Origin of the sequence: Clostridium sp. AF23-6LB, assembly GCF_003461085.1 — a bacterium.
Taxonomy (GTDB): Bacteria; Bacillota; Clostridia; order Lachnospirales; family Lachnospiraceae; genus Coprococcus; species Coprococcus ammoniilyticus.
Map to the genome: position 1 here is coordinate 433919 of NZ_QTWK01000001.1, position 18117 is coordinate 452035.

The window sequence follows — 18117 nt, forward strand, 5'->3', positions numbered from 1 at the left end:
TGCTTAGTCCTCCTTTGCTATGGCTGCTTCCAGTTCCTGATGAAGTGCCTTTATGATCTTGTCATATTCTGCTTCCACATCTTCCGGATGTGTATATTTGAAACGTCCGATTTTCTCACGAACCTCCATATTCAGAATATTCTTTATAGTTGCACCACTCTTCAAGGCCTCTGATGATTCCTCATAGAATGCCAGCACAAGTTCCATCATGCGGAACTGCTTATCCAGTGGTGTGTAGGTGTCGATCTCATGGAATGAGTTCTGATGCAGGAAGTCCTCACGGATAGATCTGGCTGCTTCCATCTTCAGACGGTCGCCTGCAGATAAGGCATCCATACCAACCATCTTAACGATCTCATCCAGCTCTGCTTCTTCCTGTAATAATGTCATAAGCTTCTGACGATCTTCCATCCAATGCTCATTGACATTTTCCTCAAACCATTTTCCCATGTTATCTACATACAGCGAATAACTGGTCAGCCAGTTGATCGCCGGGAAATGTCTCTTATAAGCCAGTGCCGAATCCAGTCCCCAGAATACCTTAACGATACGAAGGGTTGCCTGTGATACCGGCTCTGAAATATCACCACCGGGAGGTGATACGGCTCCGATTACGGATAAAGCTCCTGTTCTTCCTTCCGAACCAAGTGTCTTAACCATACCGGCACGCTCATAGAACTGTGCCAGACGGCTTCCAAGATATGCAGGATAACCTTCCTCACCGGGCATCTCCTGTAAACGTCCTGACATTTCTCGAAGTGCTTCTGCCCATCTGGAAGTAGAGTCAGCCATCAGCGCAACAGAATATCCCATATCACGGAAATATTCTGCGATCGTAATACCGGTGTAAATAGAAGCCTCTCTGGCTGCAACCGGCATATCCGATGTATTTGCGATCAGAACGGTTCTCTCCATCAGGGAGTATCCTGTCTTCGGATCCTTCAGTTCAGGGAACTCGTTTAATACATCTGTCATCTCGTTTCCACGTTCACCACATCCGATGTATACAACGATATCGGCTTCTGCCCATTTTGCAAGCTGATGCTGGATAACGGTCTTTCCACTACCGAATGGTCCGGGAACTGCTGCTACACCACCCTTTGCGATCGGGAAGAATGCATCGACAACTCGCTGTCCTGTGATGAGCGGCATAACCGGCGGAATCTTCTCTGCATAAGGACGACCCTTACGAACCGGCCATTTCTGCATCAGTGTCAGTTCCTTATCACCCTTTGCTGTCTCAATTACACATACAGTTTCTTCTACTGTGAAATCTCCGCTCTTGATCTCTTTTACAGTTCCTTCTATACCATATGGAACCATGATCTTCTGAGTTACGACAACTGTCTCCTGTACGGTTCCGATCACATCTCCGGTCTCTACCTTGTCCCCTGCCTTAACGCATGGAACAAATGGCCATTTGATGTCTCTCTTTAATGATGGAACTTCAACGCCTCGCTGCAAATTATTTCCACAGATTTTCATGATATCATCCAGAGGTCTCTGGATACCGTCATAGATACTGCTGATCAGTCCGGGTCCAAGTTCTACGGACAGCGGCATTCCGGTTGACTCTACCGGTGCACCCGGTCCAAGTCCTGATGTCTCTTCGTAAACCTGAACAGATGCCTGATCTCCATGCATCTCTATGATCTCGCCGATCAGTCGGCTCTCACTTACTCTGACAACGTCATACATATTCGCGTCACGCATTCCCTCTGCGATAACGAGAGGTCCTGCAACTTTTTTTATCTTACCTGTTGCCACGTTTTCTGGTCACGCTCCTTCCTAGTTTCCACTGAACAGAATGTCCGAACCGACTGCCTGTTCTACGGATTTCTTTACTCCATTTATACCTGCAGATGTATTACCGGAAACTCCTGGGATCAGGATGATCGCCGGAAGCATCTGCATCTTATATCTCTCTATCTCTTTCTTGATCTGCTCTGCCATGCTCTCTGTTACATAGATAACGGCATATCCACTTTCTGCCAGTCTTCTGAGCTGTGTACTGCCCTGTTCTGCATCGGATACCGGGAAGGTCTCAAGTCCCAGAGTCGCAAAGCCATAGATGCTGTCATATTCACCTAATACTGCAATTCTATACATACATTTCCCTTACCCTTTCCCTGATTGCATCATCCGGCAGATGATTTAACTTTCCAGTCAGGATGATCCTGACTGTCTTGATCTCATTCTGCCTTGCAAGTACATAAGCAACAAGTGGTCCGATCGTAAATGAATTATATTTCTGCGGCCGGATCGCCTCTATGATCCGGTTATCGCACCAGCGTTCAAATGCAGATGAACTGTCTGATAATGCCGCAGCTCCACCGGAATACGGTGTTTCTTCCAGATATTTGATCACATCCGGCATACCGGAAAGTGCTGCCCGCATCAGCCGTTCCACATTGAGCGTCTGACATTCCTCCATCGCACGTCTCATAAAATCCAGTCCTTTTTCTGTCTTTACAGAACGGACTGCGATCTTGATATTTGCAACTGCCACAACTGTCTCTGCATATTCTTTTAATAATGCATCTCCATTCTTCTCCGCTGCCGCAAGCATTGCCCGCATGGCTGCCCGGTCAATGATAACATCACACATCTGACCATCTCCGGTATGCACCAGACACTCATATGCCTCTAATGCGCATTCCCGCATAGATTCCGGCAATGACCGGAAATCTTTATTTTTAATGATCTCGACTAATGCTTCACCCGAAACAGATGCATTGTCATAAAATATATTTGCCTGAACTTCTCCGTCTACAACGGTCTTGACCGCTGCCTTCAGATTATGGAAACTATCCTGGATCAGCAATACGTCAAATACTGTCTGATCGGATACCATCTCCTTGACCAGTATCCATGTTTTTTCCAGTTCCCTGTTCAAAATGGTCTCTGCATCCTGTGCTCCGGCTTCTGTATCACCCCAGCCTTTTTCACCTAAGAACTGAAGGCAGTCCGCATATGTTTTCTGGGCAATCAACTGCTCGATCACAGCCTGCGAAAACAGGGACATCTCAAGTGCCCGGATCCTGGCAACTGCATATATATATTTGTCTGCCATTTTTCTACCTCCCTTATGTGAATAACAGGGAATTTAATTTGTCTGCCATTTCTTCTTTCTGCGCATGGAACATGGCAGTTAACGAACAATTCTCCTCGATACCTCCATAGATCAGGATAAATCCTCCATCTATATCACTGGCTTTATCTGCGAGCGTCAAATCTCCTCCATGTGCTTTTGCTATCTCTGATACCCGTTTTGCAAATCCTGCCGGAAGCCGCTCCATATCTTTGGCTGAGAAGCTGATCTGTCCGCTCTTTGGCTGTACTGCATTTCCGATCATACGCTCCATCATATGGAAATATCTGTCAACTTCCATATCGATCATTCCGTTATAGGCTTTACCTATCACTTCATTGATGATCTCCTGCTTTGCCTTTAAGACTGTCTGGCGTTTCTTCAGGTCGGCAGAGGATTTTGCTCTTGCCATTCCGTCAGATTTCACATGGCTGACCTTTTCAGCCGAACCCGCCTTGATCTTATCTGCTTCCACCTTTGCATCTTCTATAATCTGATCTGCCTTTTTCTGTGCATCTTCAAGGATCATATCGGATTGAGTGTTTGCTTCTGCCAGAATCTGTTCAACGATCTTCTCTAATCCTGTCATACAAATCCTCCTGTACTACTTGTTCAATCATGATTCAAATCTGTGCCTGTTTTATACCGGTACACCGTTAATTGCAAGAATTGATACGAGCAGAGCAAGGATCGCATATGTCTCTACCATTGCAGGGAAAAGCATTGCTTTACCGAACTGATCCGGCTTCTTTGCTACGATACCAACTGCTGATACAGCGGTTTTGCCCTGATGCATAGCGGATACAAGACCAACTAATGCGATTGGAAGACATGCTGCAAGGATCAGTAATCCGGTCGCTGTTGAAAGTTCTGCAGGAGCACCATTTAAAATACCGATCTTTGATAAAGCGATGAATCCTACCAGCAGTCCATAGATACCCTGTGTACCGGGAAGAAGCTGGATGATAAGAACCTTTGCGAATTTGCTTGGATCTTCACTTACTACACCTGATGCAGCCTGACCTGCGATACCTACACCGTAAGCAGATCCCATACCTGCCAAAATAACTGCTAATGCAGCTCCTGTTAAAGCTAAAACTGTACCCATTGTCATATTGATTATTCCTCCTTAATTTCCGGTTTACAGGTTTTCATGCCTGCATTCCCTATATCTACATATTTTGTATTTTCTTTAAATGGATGGAACGCTTCTCCGCCACCCTCATAAAACTTACCAAAGAATTCTACATACTGAAGTCGGCATGTATGGACATAAGCACCTAACATATTGATCGCAAGGTTAAATGTATGTCCGATGATGAATACCAGAATGAATACGATCGCGCCCAATATTCCATCTCCTACCATACTTCCCATCTGATTGATAACCTGTGCGATAACACCAGTTGCAAGTCCCAGTGCAAGCAGTCTGGAATAAGATAACAGATCAGACAGCCAGCCTGTGATATTGTAAATATCATACAAACCAAGTGCCAGTCGGAGCACCGGATTCTTATGACTTCTGCCGGACATCACAACGATGATCGCTGCACCTAAGATCGTAATGACATAGCTGAAGGTCTTAAGTCCATCTGAAAAATGGAAGCTTACCTGTGCGATTGATGCAAATAAACTGGTTGGCATCAGCATCAGTACCAGACCGATGATGAGCAGATACCAGGATATAACATCTGAGAAGAAGCCTACAAAATCTTTCTTCTTTAAACACATATAACCTTTTAACGCCAGACCGCCGAACAGATGGATCAATCCAAATAATAGGGAGAAGATCAGCATCTTCATCGGGTTGTCAAGCGGTGCAAACCATACCGGTGCGATCGTGATCTCATGATGGAAGAAGGTTCGTGATACGACTGCTACCACATCTCCAAAATATCCTCCAAACAAGATACCCCATATCAATGTCGATATACCGCAATATTCAAATAATGTCAGTGACTTCTTCATGCCATCTCCCATCTTCGGGAACTTCCGAAGCAGGATGAAACATGCAAGGAATATAATAAGTCCATATGCCGCATCCGATAACATCAATCCGAAAAAGAATACATAGAATAAACTCATCGGTGTCGTCGGATCCATCTCGCCTCTGGCAGGAAGTCCATAGGATTCCAGGATTCCTTCTGCCGATGCAAATGGCATCTTATTACTTAACTGTACCGGTGCCGGTTCATCCTCAGGTATCTCGCCGGTCTCCACCATCAGCACGAAATTCTGATTCAGTTCTTCTTTTACCTTTTCCTCATCCCGTTCCAGCACATAACCGGTTATGATAAATGTACTGTTCGACTGAAGCAAGGTTCCAAGCACCTGATATTTCTCAGTTCTGATCTTGTAATAATCGGATAAGGTCTTAAGTGCCTGCCTGTTTTCTGCAAATCCGGCAATCTGTTTTTTCAGATCCTCGATCTCATCCTCATACCCCTCTATCGTGAGTCGGTATTTCTTGATCTTATTCTCCGGTGTCCGTTTTGAAAAATACGACATCCGGGTAAATCCTTCTGCCCTTAAGGCTTCTTCCAGTCTTTCCGTCTCTGTTTTCAAACATACCACAAATATACATGTCTGATCTTTATCAGAAGATATCACCGTAATCTCATGAGCTGATAACTCCGGCTGCCTTTTTGCAACCAGTTCTTCTATCATATTCTCTGTAAGACCGGGTCCTAAGCTTCCCATGATCACATCTGTATGTTCGGTTCCGGTCGTATTGATCGGAACATCCATATTGATCCATGGTTTCAGTCCATCGATCGCAAGCTGACATTTTGCAATCTCTGCTTTGCAGTTTCCAATCTTCTTATCCTTTTCCCGGATCTTCTGCACGATCATATTATAATCATGCCGATTCTCAACAATATCTTTATATACAGAATCGTCTACATCAGCTTTGCCTGCAAGTGCCTGCAGCATCGATGTCTTTTCCGGTGCATATCTGCCAAGGATCTCTAAAGCTTCGTCGGTATTCTGGACTCGTTTTTCATATTTGGAACGCTGACTGGTTGTGTTGATCTTCTTAAATACATCCGTCTCATCCCCACCGGCCCGGATCTCCAAAGCTCCCATGGACTGAAGTTTCTCCAATATGGCTTTTCTGTCTTTCTTCATGGCGCATATGTCAATCTTTTTTATAGCCAATACCGCCATAATGATTACCTCCCTTCTGCATCCTGATATTCAAGCATTTACAATAGCTGCTTGATCACAAGCTCTACGGCTTCACCCTCTCGCTCGGATGCACGTTTTTTTAAGGAAGCAATCTCGTCGGATGCTTCTTTCAAAGCTTTTTCTGCAAGATCAGTTTCCAGTTTCTTCTGGTCGACCGCGATAGCCGCCAGATCTGTTTTAGAACCTGCATTTGCATCTACGATCATCGCATTTGCCTTTTCCTTTGCTTCCGCCTGAATTGCTTCTGCTTTTTTACCGGCTTCTTTTACGATTTCGGCTGCCTTTGCTTCTGCATCTTCTAATGTCTTCATGGCTTCCTGTAGCATAATTTCTCCCTCCGTAATTATTAATCTCGGCATGTAATGCCGCTCTGCTAATATTTTATTATGTTAGTGTGCTCTTTTCAAGCAATATTTATCTTCTTTTATAGATTTTTCATCAAAAGGTCATGAAATTTTACCAGTTTTTGGGGCATTTTTGACAAACATTCTAAACTGTCAAATTTAGTTTAACCATTTTTCACGTCATTTTGCACAATTTTTGTTGTGATTAACAACAGCCATATAATAAGACCGCAGTCAAAGACTATCTGCTGTTTCTATGAACAGCATATCCCTTATCCGCAAATGTTCCAGTGCTAACTCGCCTGTCGGCTCAAACAAGCACTCACATTTGCTGGTATATGCAGTTCATATCGAAATCCTCGATAATCTCTTCTGACTGCGGTCTTATTATATGGTTGTTGTTATTTTACATACATTAAATACCAATGCAAAAAACTGTTACAAAACTATAACTATACATCCCACCCTGATAGATGATGTTTTTCTTACTACTTATAATCTTCTATAAATTACATATCCCCTATTCGCAAATATTCCTGTGCCAACTCGCCTGTCGGCTCAAACAAGCACCCACATTTGCCGGTATATGCAGTTTATAGTATTTTTCTTTACTCTTCAATCATCTTGATTCTTCTGATATGACGTTCGTCATTTGAGAATGGTGTGTCAAGGAAGGTGTCAACGATCTTGAGTGCCAGTCCCGGTCCGGTTACACGGGCACCCATTGCAAGGATATTGGCATCGTTATGCTCTCTTGTCGCCTGTGCACTGAAGCAATCGCCACAAAGTGCTGCACGGATTCCCGGTACTTTATTTGCTGTAATAGAGATTCCGATTCCTGTTCCGCAGATCAGGATTCCTCGCTCACATTCTCCATCTGCTACTGCGTGTGCAACTTTCTTTGCATATACCGGATAATCAACGGATTCCTCGCTGTAGCATCCGTAATTCTTGTATTCCAGTCCTCTTTCTTCCAGATGCTTGATCACATCCTGCATTAATCCGTATCCACCGTGGTCACATCCAAGTGCTATCATATTCTTTGTCCTGCCTTTCTTGTTTTCAAATTTTTTTCGGGCGGTTGTCACCCAACCCGTTTTTTCTTCACTGTCAACTTTTTCCATTATATCGTGAGCATAGCTCACTCAATGCATTCCGCAAAATCAGCATCCCTGCGAGCAAATAATTTTGCGCTCATTACATCACACCGATATGATTCTATGTCCTGCCGCCTTGATCAGCCGGTTCATGATCGCATATCCCATATCACCTTCCCGGAAGGATTCACTGTAAATATAGTCTGCGCCGATATCATCACACAGACGAAGCAGCCGGTACAATGATGAAGATACCGTAATTTCATTCTTTTTGCTTCCTGCATCAAGGACATTTTCACAGGAATATAAATTCATATTTTCTGTATCACACAGAACTGCCGTCTTATATCCCTCTGCCTGCTTACAAGCAACTAGCTCTGCGATCTTTGCGGCAACCTTTTCCCGCTCCCCCTCTACGATCGTGAGTTTTCCCTTCGGTGCATAATGTGTGTATTTCATGCCCGGAGCTTTTGGTCTGACTTTCATATCCACACTTTCCAGTGCCGGATCGATCATGACATCTCCTAAGATATTCTTGATCATATCCGCTGAGATATAACCCGGACGTAAAATTGTCGGACGATCGCCTGTCACATCTACGATCGTGGACTCAATTCCGATTCCAACCGGTCCGCCATCTAAGATCATATCGATCCTGCCGGACAGATCTTCCTCTACATGTGCTGCTGTTGTCGGTGATGGTCTTCCGGACAGATTTGCACTCGGTGCTGCAATATACACGCCTGAATCTTTGATCAGCTTCATAGCTGCCGGATGTGATGGCATACGGATCGCTACCGTTTCCAAACCGCCGGTTGTCTCATGCGGTACAATGTCTTTCTTTTTGAAAATGATCGTCAGCGGCCCCGGCCAGAACGCTTCCATCAGCATCTGTGCCTGTGTGGATACCTCTGCCGCCAACTCCCATACACTTGCCGTATCAGCAATATGTACGATCAACGGATTATCCGATGGTCTTCCCTTGGCACTGTAAATTTTTTCGGATGCCTTTGGATTTAACGCATCTCCACCTAGTCCATATACGGTTTCTGTTGGAAATGCAACCAGTCCACCACTTTTTAATATATCCGAAGCCTTCCGGAATAATTCTTCGTTTTCCAGATCAGCTTTCGCTACTATGGTTTTCATTTTAATTACCAGCCTTACCTGTATAGTCAGGCACATCGCCTGCCAGTCTCATTTTAGCCTTATCCCCTCACAGTGTCAACCTGTGAAAAAGAGCTTCCCGAATCATGGGTATAATCTCTATATTCTCACACTTATACCCTCTACTATATGCCACTCTTGGGTATCGCACCTGTTTTTTCGTCTTCATACCAAATTTATTTAGCTTCGTCGGGTATTTTCCCCCAACATTCTTCCTAATACCCGCATCAGACTTGTCCTTGTGGGTATCGTACACTTATTTCCCATTCCATACCCTCATCTAACCAGACACCTCGGGTATCATACTTACTCATCCACTACCATACCCAGAAATCAAGCATCATCAAGCAATAAATCACATATACAAACGCAAATATAGCCTGTCTGGCTGTTGACTAGATCGCTGCACTATGACATTCACGAGGATTTCGTTATGAAATGCATATGCAGCTCATCGAAACCACAGTGAGTCATAGTGCAGTGGTCTAGTCTACAGCCAGACAGGCTATATATATCTTAACTTTATTCAGCAACTGAAGCTTCCGCCGGATACTCCTTGCCAAACCATGTGGCGATCACGCGGTATGGGCACTTCGGTGTTGCAAGGCTGACAACCACCATAATGATCGTGGAGATCAGACAGGCAACGATACAGGAATTGAAACCAAGTGAGATTGGCAGAACGCCCATATCGATCAGGAGATATAAGCCAATACCACTGATGATACCTGCGATCGCGCCATACTCATTTGCCCGCTTCCAGAACAGTCCGAGAAGCAAAGTATGAAGAAATGCTACTGTCATACCACCGGTAGCATAAGTGATCAATGAAGCCAGAAGTTCCGGTGGATCACATGCAAATAAGAATACGACAAGAGCAACAACGATAACACTGATAACATTTAACTTCTTTAATGTCTCCTGCTTTGCATCTTTATTGAACAGGTTCTTGTACAAATCACTGACGATCGTTCCTGCAAGAGATACGATCATTCCACCAACAGATGACTGAACCGCACCACATACACCGGCGAGAACCAGACCTGCTGCCCATGCGGGCATTACACTTACTGCAAGTGTCGGAATACCAAGGTCAGGAGTTGCAAGGCTTCCTTCCGGGAACATATATTTGATCGTGAAGCACAGACCATTTAAGCCAATGAGCCAGATTGCAACTACAACCGCACCAACCTTGATCGCACGATGCAGAGTCTGTGTATCCTTATAAGTAAGCGTTGTCATTGTTACATGAGGCATTGTACAGGTTGTGATACCCCATAAGAATGCAAACGAAAGAACCGTCTTTACACTTGCAGGTACGAACCAGTCCGGATTACTCTTAACTAATGACTGGATCGTTTCTGTATAGCTGAGATCTGTTCCGTTGATGCCCATAATAAATAAGATAATAACGGAAACTGTCATGATAATTCCCTGAAAAACGATCGCAGATGCGATACCTTTAATACCACCTGTGATAGCTGCGATGATAACAAGTACAGTGAAAATAGCAAGTCCAATACGATAATCCTGACCGGTTAAGATCTGGAAAATTCTTCCGCCGCCGGTAATTGTGGATACGGCAAATGCTCCAAGGAAGAACAGGATAACCAGTCCGCAGAGCGCACCAACGATCTTGCTGTTGTTATATCTGTGCATCAGAAGTTCAACAAATGTCTTGGAATCCGTTCTTCTGGCTACGATACCGACCCGCTTACCGATCAGTCCAAGTACCATGAAGTTCGTGCACATGGACCAGAAACAGCAGACCATCCAGGTCGCACCAAATGTATATGTATAACCCGGTACACCCATGAATACTCCGGCACCGGCAACACCGGCTGATACCATCATGGCAGTTACAAGCACACCACCGCTTCTACCGCCGGTATAGAATTTGCTCAGGTAATCACCTTTTCCATTTGCCATTGCTTTTCTGGTAACAAGACTGTATACCAACTGGAAAATCGTATATGCGGCAAATACAGTAATGATTATAATTCTCTGATTTGTAGATAAGTTCATCTCTATTTGCCCTCCTTATGTTTTCTTTCTTTTAATTTTCCGTTTGGAGTAACATCCATGTCACGATATACAAATGTTACAACCAGAATAACCGCTACTACCATTGCGATCAAAATAATGATCTCATTAAAAATCCACTGTGGAAATCCAAGAATGTATTTGTACTTTGATACATCCTTACCGCCCACCAGATACAGGTTGGCGGTCATCAGCACCATAAATACCAGATAGGTTCCAAGCGTGATCCAGAATTCCTTTGTTGTCTGGGTGAAACGCTCATCCGGCTCTATTGATTTCAAATCATAATCCCTGCTGTCAGGATCAATGTTGTTATTTATCTGACTCATCTTATGTGTCTCCTCTCAACGTAAGTTTTTGATTAATTATGAAACGAAAAAATCATTCACCGAGTAAAATAATCACTGTTATTTACGCTTATAAAATCTTCAATCGTTTTATCATAGTTTGTTCTTCTCCGGAAATGGATCGTCCAGCATTCTTGTCGCATGGAACTGACCCTTTTCTGCAGAAGCAAGCTGCAGCAATACAGCTCCGATACCTGCTGCACCATCGAATAAACCGATCGGTGTACTTAATACATCCGGTGCGACACGGTCAAGTGCAAATCTCCATGTGCACTCTCTTCCTTCCGTACCGTCTGTGACCGTTGCTCCGTCTGTGATGACCTTACCGCATCTCTTTGCCTGTTCCAGATAAGTCTCATCACCAAATGCTGCCCACAGACCCAGATACATATTTAACAGACCTGCAGTTCCGCAGCAGATATTGTAGGTATTCCAGTAGCCTTCTGTCCGAACCTCAGGTGCTCCTGTGTCAATTACACCCTGTGTCAGCATATCGATATACCGCTTATACCGGTCTTCTCCTGTCATCTCATATAATTTATAGAAGAAACGATTTGTTCCCGCCGGACCATGACAATAGCCAAGATAGAACAGATCCTTACGATCCGGCAAACCATGTGGGATCAGGCTTCCTGCCTTCATCTTAACCGCCTGTGCGATCATGAAATCCGCGATTCCCTTTGTCGCATCTAAGAACCTCTGATCACCGGATGCTTCGTACAGATTCAGCAGTACAAATCCGATTCCTCCGGTTCCCATCGGGAAGTTCGGATCGATATAATCTTCTTTTGCTCCAAAGTAAACAGGATCTACACCCGGATACCAACAGGTTCCGTTTCCAGCATCATGACGCTGCCCGAGGAAATTCTCTCCTGCTTTTGCAGCAAATGCTGTCCAGTCCTCTCTGCCAAATGTTTTTGCTGCATATAAGAAGAACAGAACCGTTCCGGCATCTCCTACGATACCCGGAAATGAAGTCCAGCTATAACCTCTGCCATTTTTTCCGGGCTTTGCATCTGCCTTTGCAGACTCAATAATATCTGCCACAAATGTTTTATATTTCTCATTTCCGGTTATCTTATAGAGCTGTATCATGGCAAAGCCTGCTCCGCTCCAGCCACTGGAAAATGCGTATTTTGAAAAGTTTCTTTTCAGATCCCGGTCATGATCAAAACGATAACGGATATATGCGGCTGCTTCTTCTGCCTCCTGCAGATAGCTCACATCATTCGTCGCCTGATATAATCCCAGAAGAAATACAATGATTCCGGACGCCCCGGCATACATACAGATTTCATCATAATAAATGGATCTTCCTTCTGCCGCATCCTGCAAAGACCAGTAGATACCTTCCGGTCCCTGTTTCTTCCGGCTGTTTATGAAATTCATGGTTTCTTTCGCATATGTAAGATAGTCTGCCATGTTGTCTCCTTCCTGTTCTATGTTTTATATGACATACGATATTCCTTTATTCCTCCACATACATCTTGGTTGACAGATATTTGAATGCGTTGTCAGCCATGATGATTGCAATATTCTTTCCTGATGCTTCCGGACGCTCAGCTATGATTGTTGCTGCCTTTAATGCTGCTGCCGCTGACTGTCCGAGGAATACGCCATCACTCTTTACCAGTCTTCTTCCTGTCTCATATGCATCTTCTGCTACAATATCCAGACATTCATCATATGGGACCTGCTCCGGATTGAAGAATACCGGAACACTCTGTGCCGGAACATCGTTAAATGCAAGTACGCCGTCGATCGTATTTGCTTCCGGATGATTGACATTCTTTCTGGACTGTACTGCCGGCTGTGCGCCGATGATCTTGATACCAGGATTTTTCTCTTTGAAATATCTGGACAGACCAGCCAGTGTTCCACCGGTTCCGACCAGTGCTACCACATAATCAACATTTCCGTCTGTATCCTCCCAGATCTCAGGACCCGTTGTACGGTAATGCGCTTCCGGGTTATCAGGATTTGTTCCTTGATCAATATAGAAGTAACCATGCTCATCTGCATATTTGTTCATGATAACTGTAAGCTTTGCCATGCTTAAACCACCGTTCTGCAGCATCTCCATGAAGCCCGGTACATCGGCTGCCTGAAGCAGTTCTACGCCATATGCCTTTAAGATCAATGTACGTTCTACTGATACTCCCGGCTGAATGACTACTACATATTTATACCCTCTGGAATTTGCAAATGCTGCTGTTGCAATTCCTGTATTTCCACTTGTAAAATCAAGGATCGTTCCGCCCGGCTTCAGTTTACCTGATTTCTCTGCCTCTAAGATCATGTTAAGAGCTGCACGGTCCTTTACGCTTCCTGATGGATTGAAATACTCCAGCTTACCAAGGAGGTGGGCGTTCAGCCCTAACTCTTTTTCATAATTTACGAATTCTACCAATGGGGTATGTCCTACAAGTTCTGTAATTGATGAATGAATATTTGCCATTTTTCTATTTCTCCATTTTCCTATCTGGTTAGTATGTTTTATTGCCGTTATAAAACCCGGAAGCATCAACCTCCGGGTAAATGTCTGTTTGCAAGTCACCATCCAACTCTGGATAAATGATTTTCTCATCCGGCACATCTTATAGCGTTTCTTTATCATAGTATTAAAGTAGGTTTTATATGTTATGCGCCTATTATAGTGACAGTTCCATAATTTGTCAACCAGTCAAAATATTTTAACTGGCTATAACCACAGCTTATAACCAGATCAGTCGATCACTGCCTTTAACCGATCCAGAGCCTCCTTGATCGTTGCTCTCGGACATGCCACATTGATACGTTCAAAGCCTTCGCCTACCTGCCCAAAGATCGCACCGCTGTCAAGCCACAGCTTTGCCTGATTCACGATCAGGTTCTCCCGTTCCTTCTCTGTCATTCCGAGTGCCCTGAAATCCAGCCACAGCAGATAAGTTCCTTCCGGCTCGATCAGCTTGATCTGTGGAAGTTCCTTTTTCAGGTAATCACGCACAAATGCGATATTACTCTCTACATATCTCATCATTGCCTGATACCATGTCTCGCCATGAGTATACGCTGCTTCACAGGCGGTAAGTCCCATTGCATTTAACTGGCTGTAGCCCGCCGCATCCACCTGCTTACGAAATACTGCGCGCAGAGTTCCATTTGGAATAAAGATATTCGACACCTGAAGTCCTGCCAGATTGAAGGTCTTTGCAGGAGAAGTACAGGTAACGGAGTTCTGTTCGAATTTTTTCTTGATCGTCGCAAATACCGTGTGCTGGTGGTCTCCGAAAACAAAATCCTCATGTATCTCATCACTTACAACCGTAACGCCATGCTTGATACAGATATCACCCATCTTCGTAAGCTCCTCTGCCGTCCATACACGACTGACCGGATTATGCGGACTGCACAACAGGAACAGCACAACATGATTGTCAACGATCTGTTTCTCAAAATCATCAAAATCGATGTGATATTTTCCATCATCCCCAAGTACCAGATCATTGCTCACAAGCTTCCGGTTATTGTCACGGATCACTTCTGAAAACGGATAATAGACCGGCTGCTGGATCAGAACGGCATCCCCTGCCTTGGAATATGCTTTGACCGCCATCGCCAGTGCAAATACAACACCCGGTGTCTTTGTCAGCCAGCTTCGTTCCACCTTCCAGTCATGGTGAGCTTCCATCCATTTGCTGACCGCCTCGAAATAACTCTCTCTGCTCTCCGTGTAGCCAAAAATTCCATGCTGTACACGCTCTGTCAACGCATCCAGGACCAGACTCGAGGTCTTAAAATCCATATCTGCAACCCAGAGAGGAAGTACATCCGCAGGCTTTCCTCTCCGCTCTGCAAAGTCAAATTTCAAACAGTCTGTATTTCTTCTATCTATTACTTCATCAAAATTCAGGTTTTTTTCTTCCATAATTATCCTCCCGTTATGTCTCAGATCCTATGCTGTAAATATATTTCCATATCAAAATATTTTTCAGGCAAATTACTTTTTCATCATTATTCATATATTACACTGTTTTATTCCCGAAAAGAATCAATTGCCTGTTTCAGATCCGCGATCAGATCCTTCTTATCTTCGATTCCTGCCGACAGACGCAGAACACTGTCTGTAATACCATTCTTTATACGGATTTCCTCCGGTACATCCGCATGAGTCTGTGTCGTCGGATATGTGATCAAGGTCTCTACGCCGCCGAGACTTTCTGCAAATGGGATCAGCTTTAGGGATTCCAGTATATGGAGTGCCAGCTCCTTGCTCTCCACTTCAAATGTCAACATGCTTCCAAATCCACTCGCCTGGCTCTTACAGACCTCATAATTATTTGTTCCCGGTATTCCCGGATAATAGACATTCTTTACTTTCTTCTCCTGCAACAGGAATTCCACGATCGCCTGTGCATTTTCCTGTGCCTTCTCCATACGGATTGGCAGTGTCTTGATGCCACGAAGCACCAGCCAGCTGTCAAATGGCGCAAGTCCCGCACCTGTCGTCTTTATAATATATCGTAATTTCTCCGAAAGCTCCGGTGTATTTACCACGATGAATCCGGCCAGCGTATCGTTATGTCCGCTTAAGAACTTTGTTCCGCTGTGCAGGATGATATCGGCTCCCAGTTCAAATGGCCGCTGGAAATACGGTGACAGAAATGTATTATCCACGATCAGCAGCAGATTATGTTTCTTTGCAAGTTCCGCCGTCTTGCGGATATCAATAACATTCATCATTGGATTAGTCGGTGTCTCGATATAGATTGCTTTTGTATTTTCTTTGATGTAGTTTTCCGGATCTTCCTCTGCAAAATTGATCCGGCTGAACTCAATACCATTTTTCTGATTAATATGATCAAATAAACGGATACTTCCGCCATACAGATCTGCTTCCGAAATGATATGGTCGCCCGGTTTGAAGATCTCCATCAATGTTGTAATAGCTGCCATGCCGGAAGAAAAAGCGAGAGCATCCAGTCCTCCTTCTAATGATGCAACGATCTTCTCCAACTGTTCTCTGGTTGGATTCTGGAGTCTGCTGTAATCATACCCCGTACTCTGTCCAACTGCCGGATGTGCATACGTTGCTGTCTGATAGATAGGAAAGCTGATCGCTCCCGTTCTGTCGCCTTCAAATTTTTCGTGATTTCCATATATACATTTTGTAGCAATTCCTGTATCCATAATAACCGTCATCCTTTCCTGCTGCCTGCGTTTTTGACTTATGGTTTGTTCTGACAGGCTATTACTGACATTACCAATCAGGGAACGCTTCCGCTCGTTGAGCCCTGCAGCGGTACTAAGATGCTGCTTTCGCACCATCAAGTACCGGCGGTCTCAAATGCCCCTGTATTGGCAAGTCATAATAGCCTGTCAGAACAAACCATAAGTTCATGCATTATTTATACCATAGTATATCAGTAGGAATAAGATTTCGGTAGTATGTATTTCTGTGAGCTGGTTATAAGTATCATTTATAGCCAGCTTGTTACTTAATTGTCATTTGCCCCACTCCTTGCAGGCTCAGACCTCACAACAAAGAAAACGGCTGAGCATTTACTCAGCCGTCTTCTTTACATTTTCTTGTGTTCCGTATTGGGTCAGTATCTCGATATAGCGTCTGCCAAGGGTACTCAGCCGCATGCCTTTTCGTTTGATATAGCCAATCGTCATTTTCTCCTCCGTGTCAAGCGGAATTGCGCGGTAAGCACTGCCGTTTAATTCTTCACAGATAATACCGGAGCACAAGGTATATCCGTTCATACCAACCATCAGATTCAGCATTGTTGCACGGTCATCTGCTTTGATGATCTGCTTGTATTCCAGAGTGCTGAATACTTCTTCTGCATAATAAAACGAATTTCGTTCGCCCTGTTCAAAGGAAAGACAAGGATAATCTTTTAATTCTTCAAATGCGATCTTCTCTTTTCCTGCCAGTGGATGCTCGTTGCTCAGATACACGAATACATCACAGTCAAATAATTCCGTAAATTCCAGTCCGTTTTCTGAGAAGATCTTCTGCAAAGCCTTTCGGTTGAACTCATTTAAATATAAGATTCCAAGCTCACTCCGGTAGTCTCTTACAAACTCGATCACTTCATTTGTCCGTGTCTCATGCACAGCCAGTTCGAAATCATCCAGCCTGATCTCCTTTGCAAGCTCGATAAAGGCTTCTACCGCAAATGAATAGTGCTGCATGGATACACTGAATTTATTCTTTTTCTTTTCGTTATTTATATATCGATCTTCGATCATCTGATTCAGTTCTACCATCTGTCTTGCATAGCTTAAAAACTCGTCTCCCTCCGCCGTGATCACGATACCACGATTGGTTCGGATAAATAATTCGATATTCAATTCTTCTTCCAGATCCCGTATCGTACTGGAAAGTGCCGGCTGGGATACATACAATTCTGCTGCCGCCTTATTCATGGATTTGGTATCTGCTATCTTTACAGCATAGACAAGCTGTTGTAATGTCATATCTGTGCCTCCCGGTTGCTTCCTTATATGTTTTCTTTTTATACAGGTACTTTATGCTTTAATATACTGCAAGACCTGTGTCCAAACAATTACGCTCATTGTACCACACCTCTTTTTTATTTTCGATATTTTCTGATCGTTTTTATAAGATTCTGTCAAAGCATAGTTCTTCAAATCGAATTTTCCGGTAAAAAAATGGTTAAAACTTTCTAAAAACGGTTGACTAAGCTTTTCATACATGATAAAAATATATCATTCAAAAAGGGAGTAGTTTCATGCTGTGCATGTGCCGATTCTCGTCAGTACGCCTTAAAAGGCCGGGGATCGGATAACCGATATATACGTTAAAACGAGACTTTTTGTGCATATTT

16 protein-coding genes are annotated in these 18117 nt (G+C 44.0%); all 16 read right to left on the reverse strand.

Annotation, left to right across the window (positions count from 1 at the left end; translation table 11 throughout):
• Nucleotides 1-3: 3 nt before the first annotated feature.
• Nucleotides 4-1767 carry a V-type ATP synthase subunit A gene (locus DWY07_RS01880; protein ID WP_117807211.1) on the reverse strand — a complete coding sequence of 588 codons (1764 nt, stop codon included), beginning with the start codon at nucleotides 1765-1767 and terminating at the stop codon, nucleotides 4-6.
• A gap of 21 nt (nucleotides 1768-1788) precedes the next feature.
• Nucleotides 1789-2109 (reverse strand): V-type ATP synthase subunit F, encoded by a 321-nt coding sequence (locus DWY07_RS01885; RefSeq protein ID WP_117822068.1) that lies wholly within the window; start codon nucleotides 2107-2109, stop codon nucleotides 1789-1791.
• Complete coding sequence (locus tag DWY07_RS01890) at nucleotides 2102-3073, reverse strand: V-type ATPase subunit (RefSeq protein ID WP_117822069.1); 972 nt, start codon at nucleotides 3071-3073, stop codon at nucleotides 2102-2104. Before DWY07_RS01890 ends, DWY07_RS01885 begins: the two co-directional genes overlap by 8 nt.
• A 13-nt stretch (nucleotides 3074-3086) precedes the next feature.
• Complete coding sequence (locus DWY07_RS01895; protein ID WP_117822070.1) at nucleotides 3087-3680, reverse strand: V-type ATP synthase subunit E family protein; 594 nt, start codon at nucleotides 3678-3680, stop codon at nucleotides 3087-3089.
• A 51-nt stretch (nucleotides 3681-3731) separates the two neighbouring features.
• Complete coding sequence (locus tag DWY07_RS01900; RefSeq protein ID WP_008402619.1) at nucleotides 3732-4205, reverse strand: V-type ATP synthase subunit K; 474 nt, start codon at nucleotides 4203-4205, stop codon at nucleotides 3732-3734.
• A gap of 5 nt (nucleotides 4206-4210) precedes the next feature.
• A complete protein-coding gene (locus DWY07_RS01905) occupies nucleotides 4211-6259 on the reverse strand; it encodes a V-type ATP synthase subunit I (RefSeq protein ID WP_117822071.1) in 2049 nt (682 codons plus the stop codon).
• A gap of 38 nt (nucleotides 6260-6297) precedes the next feature.
• Nucleotides 6298-6639, reverse strand: coding sequence for a hypothetical protein (locus tag DWY07_RS01910; RefSeq protein ID WP_008402623.1), 342 nt, complete (start codon nucleotides 6637-6639; stop codon nucleotides 6298-6300).
• Nucleotides 6640-7232: 593 nt separating this feature from the next.
• On the reverse strand, nucleotides 7233-7661 hold the full coding sequence (gene rpiB / locus DWY07_RS01915) for a ribose 5-phosphate isomerase B (RefSeq protein WP_021944910.1): 429 nt from the start codon (nucleotides 7659-7661) through the stop codon (nucleotides 7233-7235).
• Between the two features lie 165 nt (nucleotides 7662-7826).
• Nucleotides 7827-8870, reverse strand: a complete 1044-nt coding sequence (locus DWY07_RS01920; RefSeq protein ID WP_117822320.1) for an L-threonylcarbamoyladenylate synthase — start codon at nucleotides 8868-8870, stop codon at nucleotides 7827-7829.
• Between the two features lie 540 nt (nucleotides 8871-9410).
• Complete coding sequence (locus DWY07_RS01930) at nucleotides 9411-10913, reverse strand: hypothetical protein (RefSeq protein WP_117785700.1); 1503 nt, start codon at nucleotides 10911-10913, stop codon at nucleotides 9411-9413.
• Nucleotides 10914-10915: 2 nt separating this feature from the next.
• Nucleotides 10916-11260, reverse strand: coding sequence for a YhdT family protein (locus DWY07_RS01935; protein ID WP_117822073.1), 345 nt, complete (start codon nucleotides 11258-11260; stop codon nucleotides 10916-10918).
• 111 nt (nucleotides 11261-11371) lie between these two features.
• Entirely contained in the window at nucleotides 11372-12700 is a 1329-nt protein-coding gene (locus tag DWY07_RS01940; RefSeq protein ID WP_117822074.1) for a lanthionine synthetase LanC family protein, read from the reverse strand.
• A 46-nt stretch (nucleotides 12701-12746) separates the two neighbouring features.
• A complete protein-coding gene (locus DWY07_RS01945) occupies nucleotides 12747-13736 on the reverse strand; it encodes a PLP-dependent cysteine synthase family protein (protein WP_118616205.1) in 990 nt (329 codons plus the stop codon).
• Nucleotides 13737-14003: 267 nt separating this feature from the next.
• Nucleotides 14004-15185, reverse strand: coding sequence for a MalY/PatB family protein (locus tag DWY07_RS01950; protein WP_117822076.1), 1182 nt, complete (start codon nucleotides 15183-15185; stop codon nucleotides 14004-14006).
• A gap of 107 nt (nucleotides 15186-15292) precedes the next feature.
• Nucleotides 15293-16447, reverse strand: a complete 1155-nt coding sequence (locus DWY07_RS01955; protein ID WP_117822321.1) for a PLP-dependent aspartate aminotransferase family protein — start codon at nucleotides 16445-16447, stop codon at nucleotides 15293-15295.
• A 372-nt stretch (nucleotides 16448-16819) separates the two neighbouring features.
• Nucleotides 16820-17746 carry a LysR family transcriptional regulator gene (locus tag DWY07_RS01960; protein WP_008402635.1) on the reverse strand — a complete coding sequence of 309 codons (927 nt, stop codon included), beginning with the start codon at nucleotides 17744-17746 and terminating at the stop codon, nucleotides 16820-16822.
• Between the last annotated feature and the right edge of the window lie 371 nt (nucleotides 17747-18117).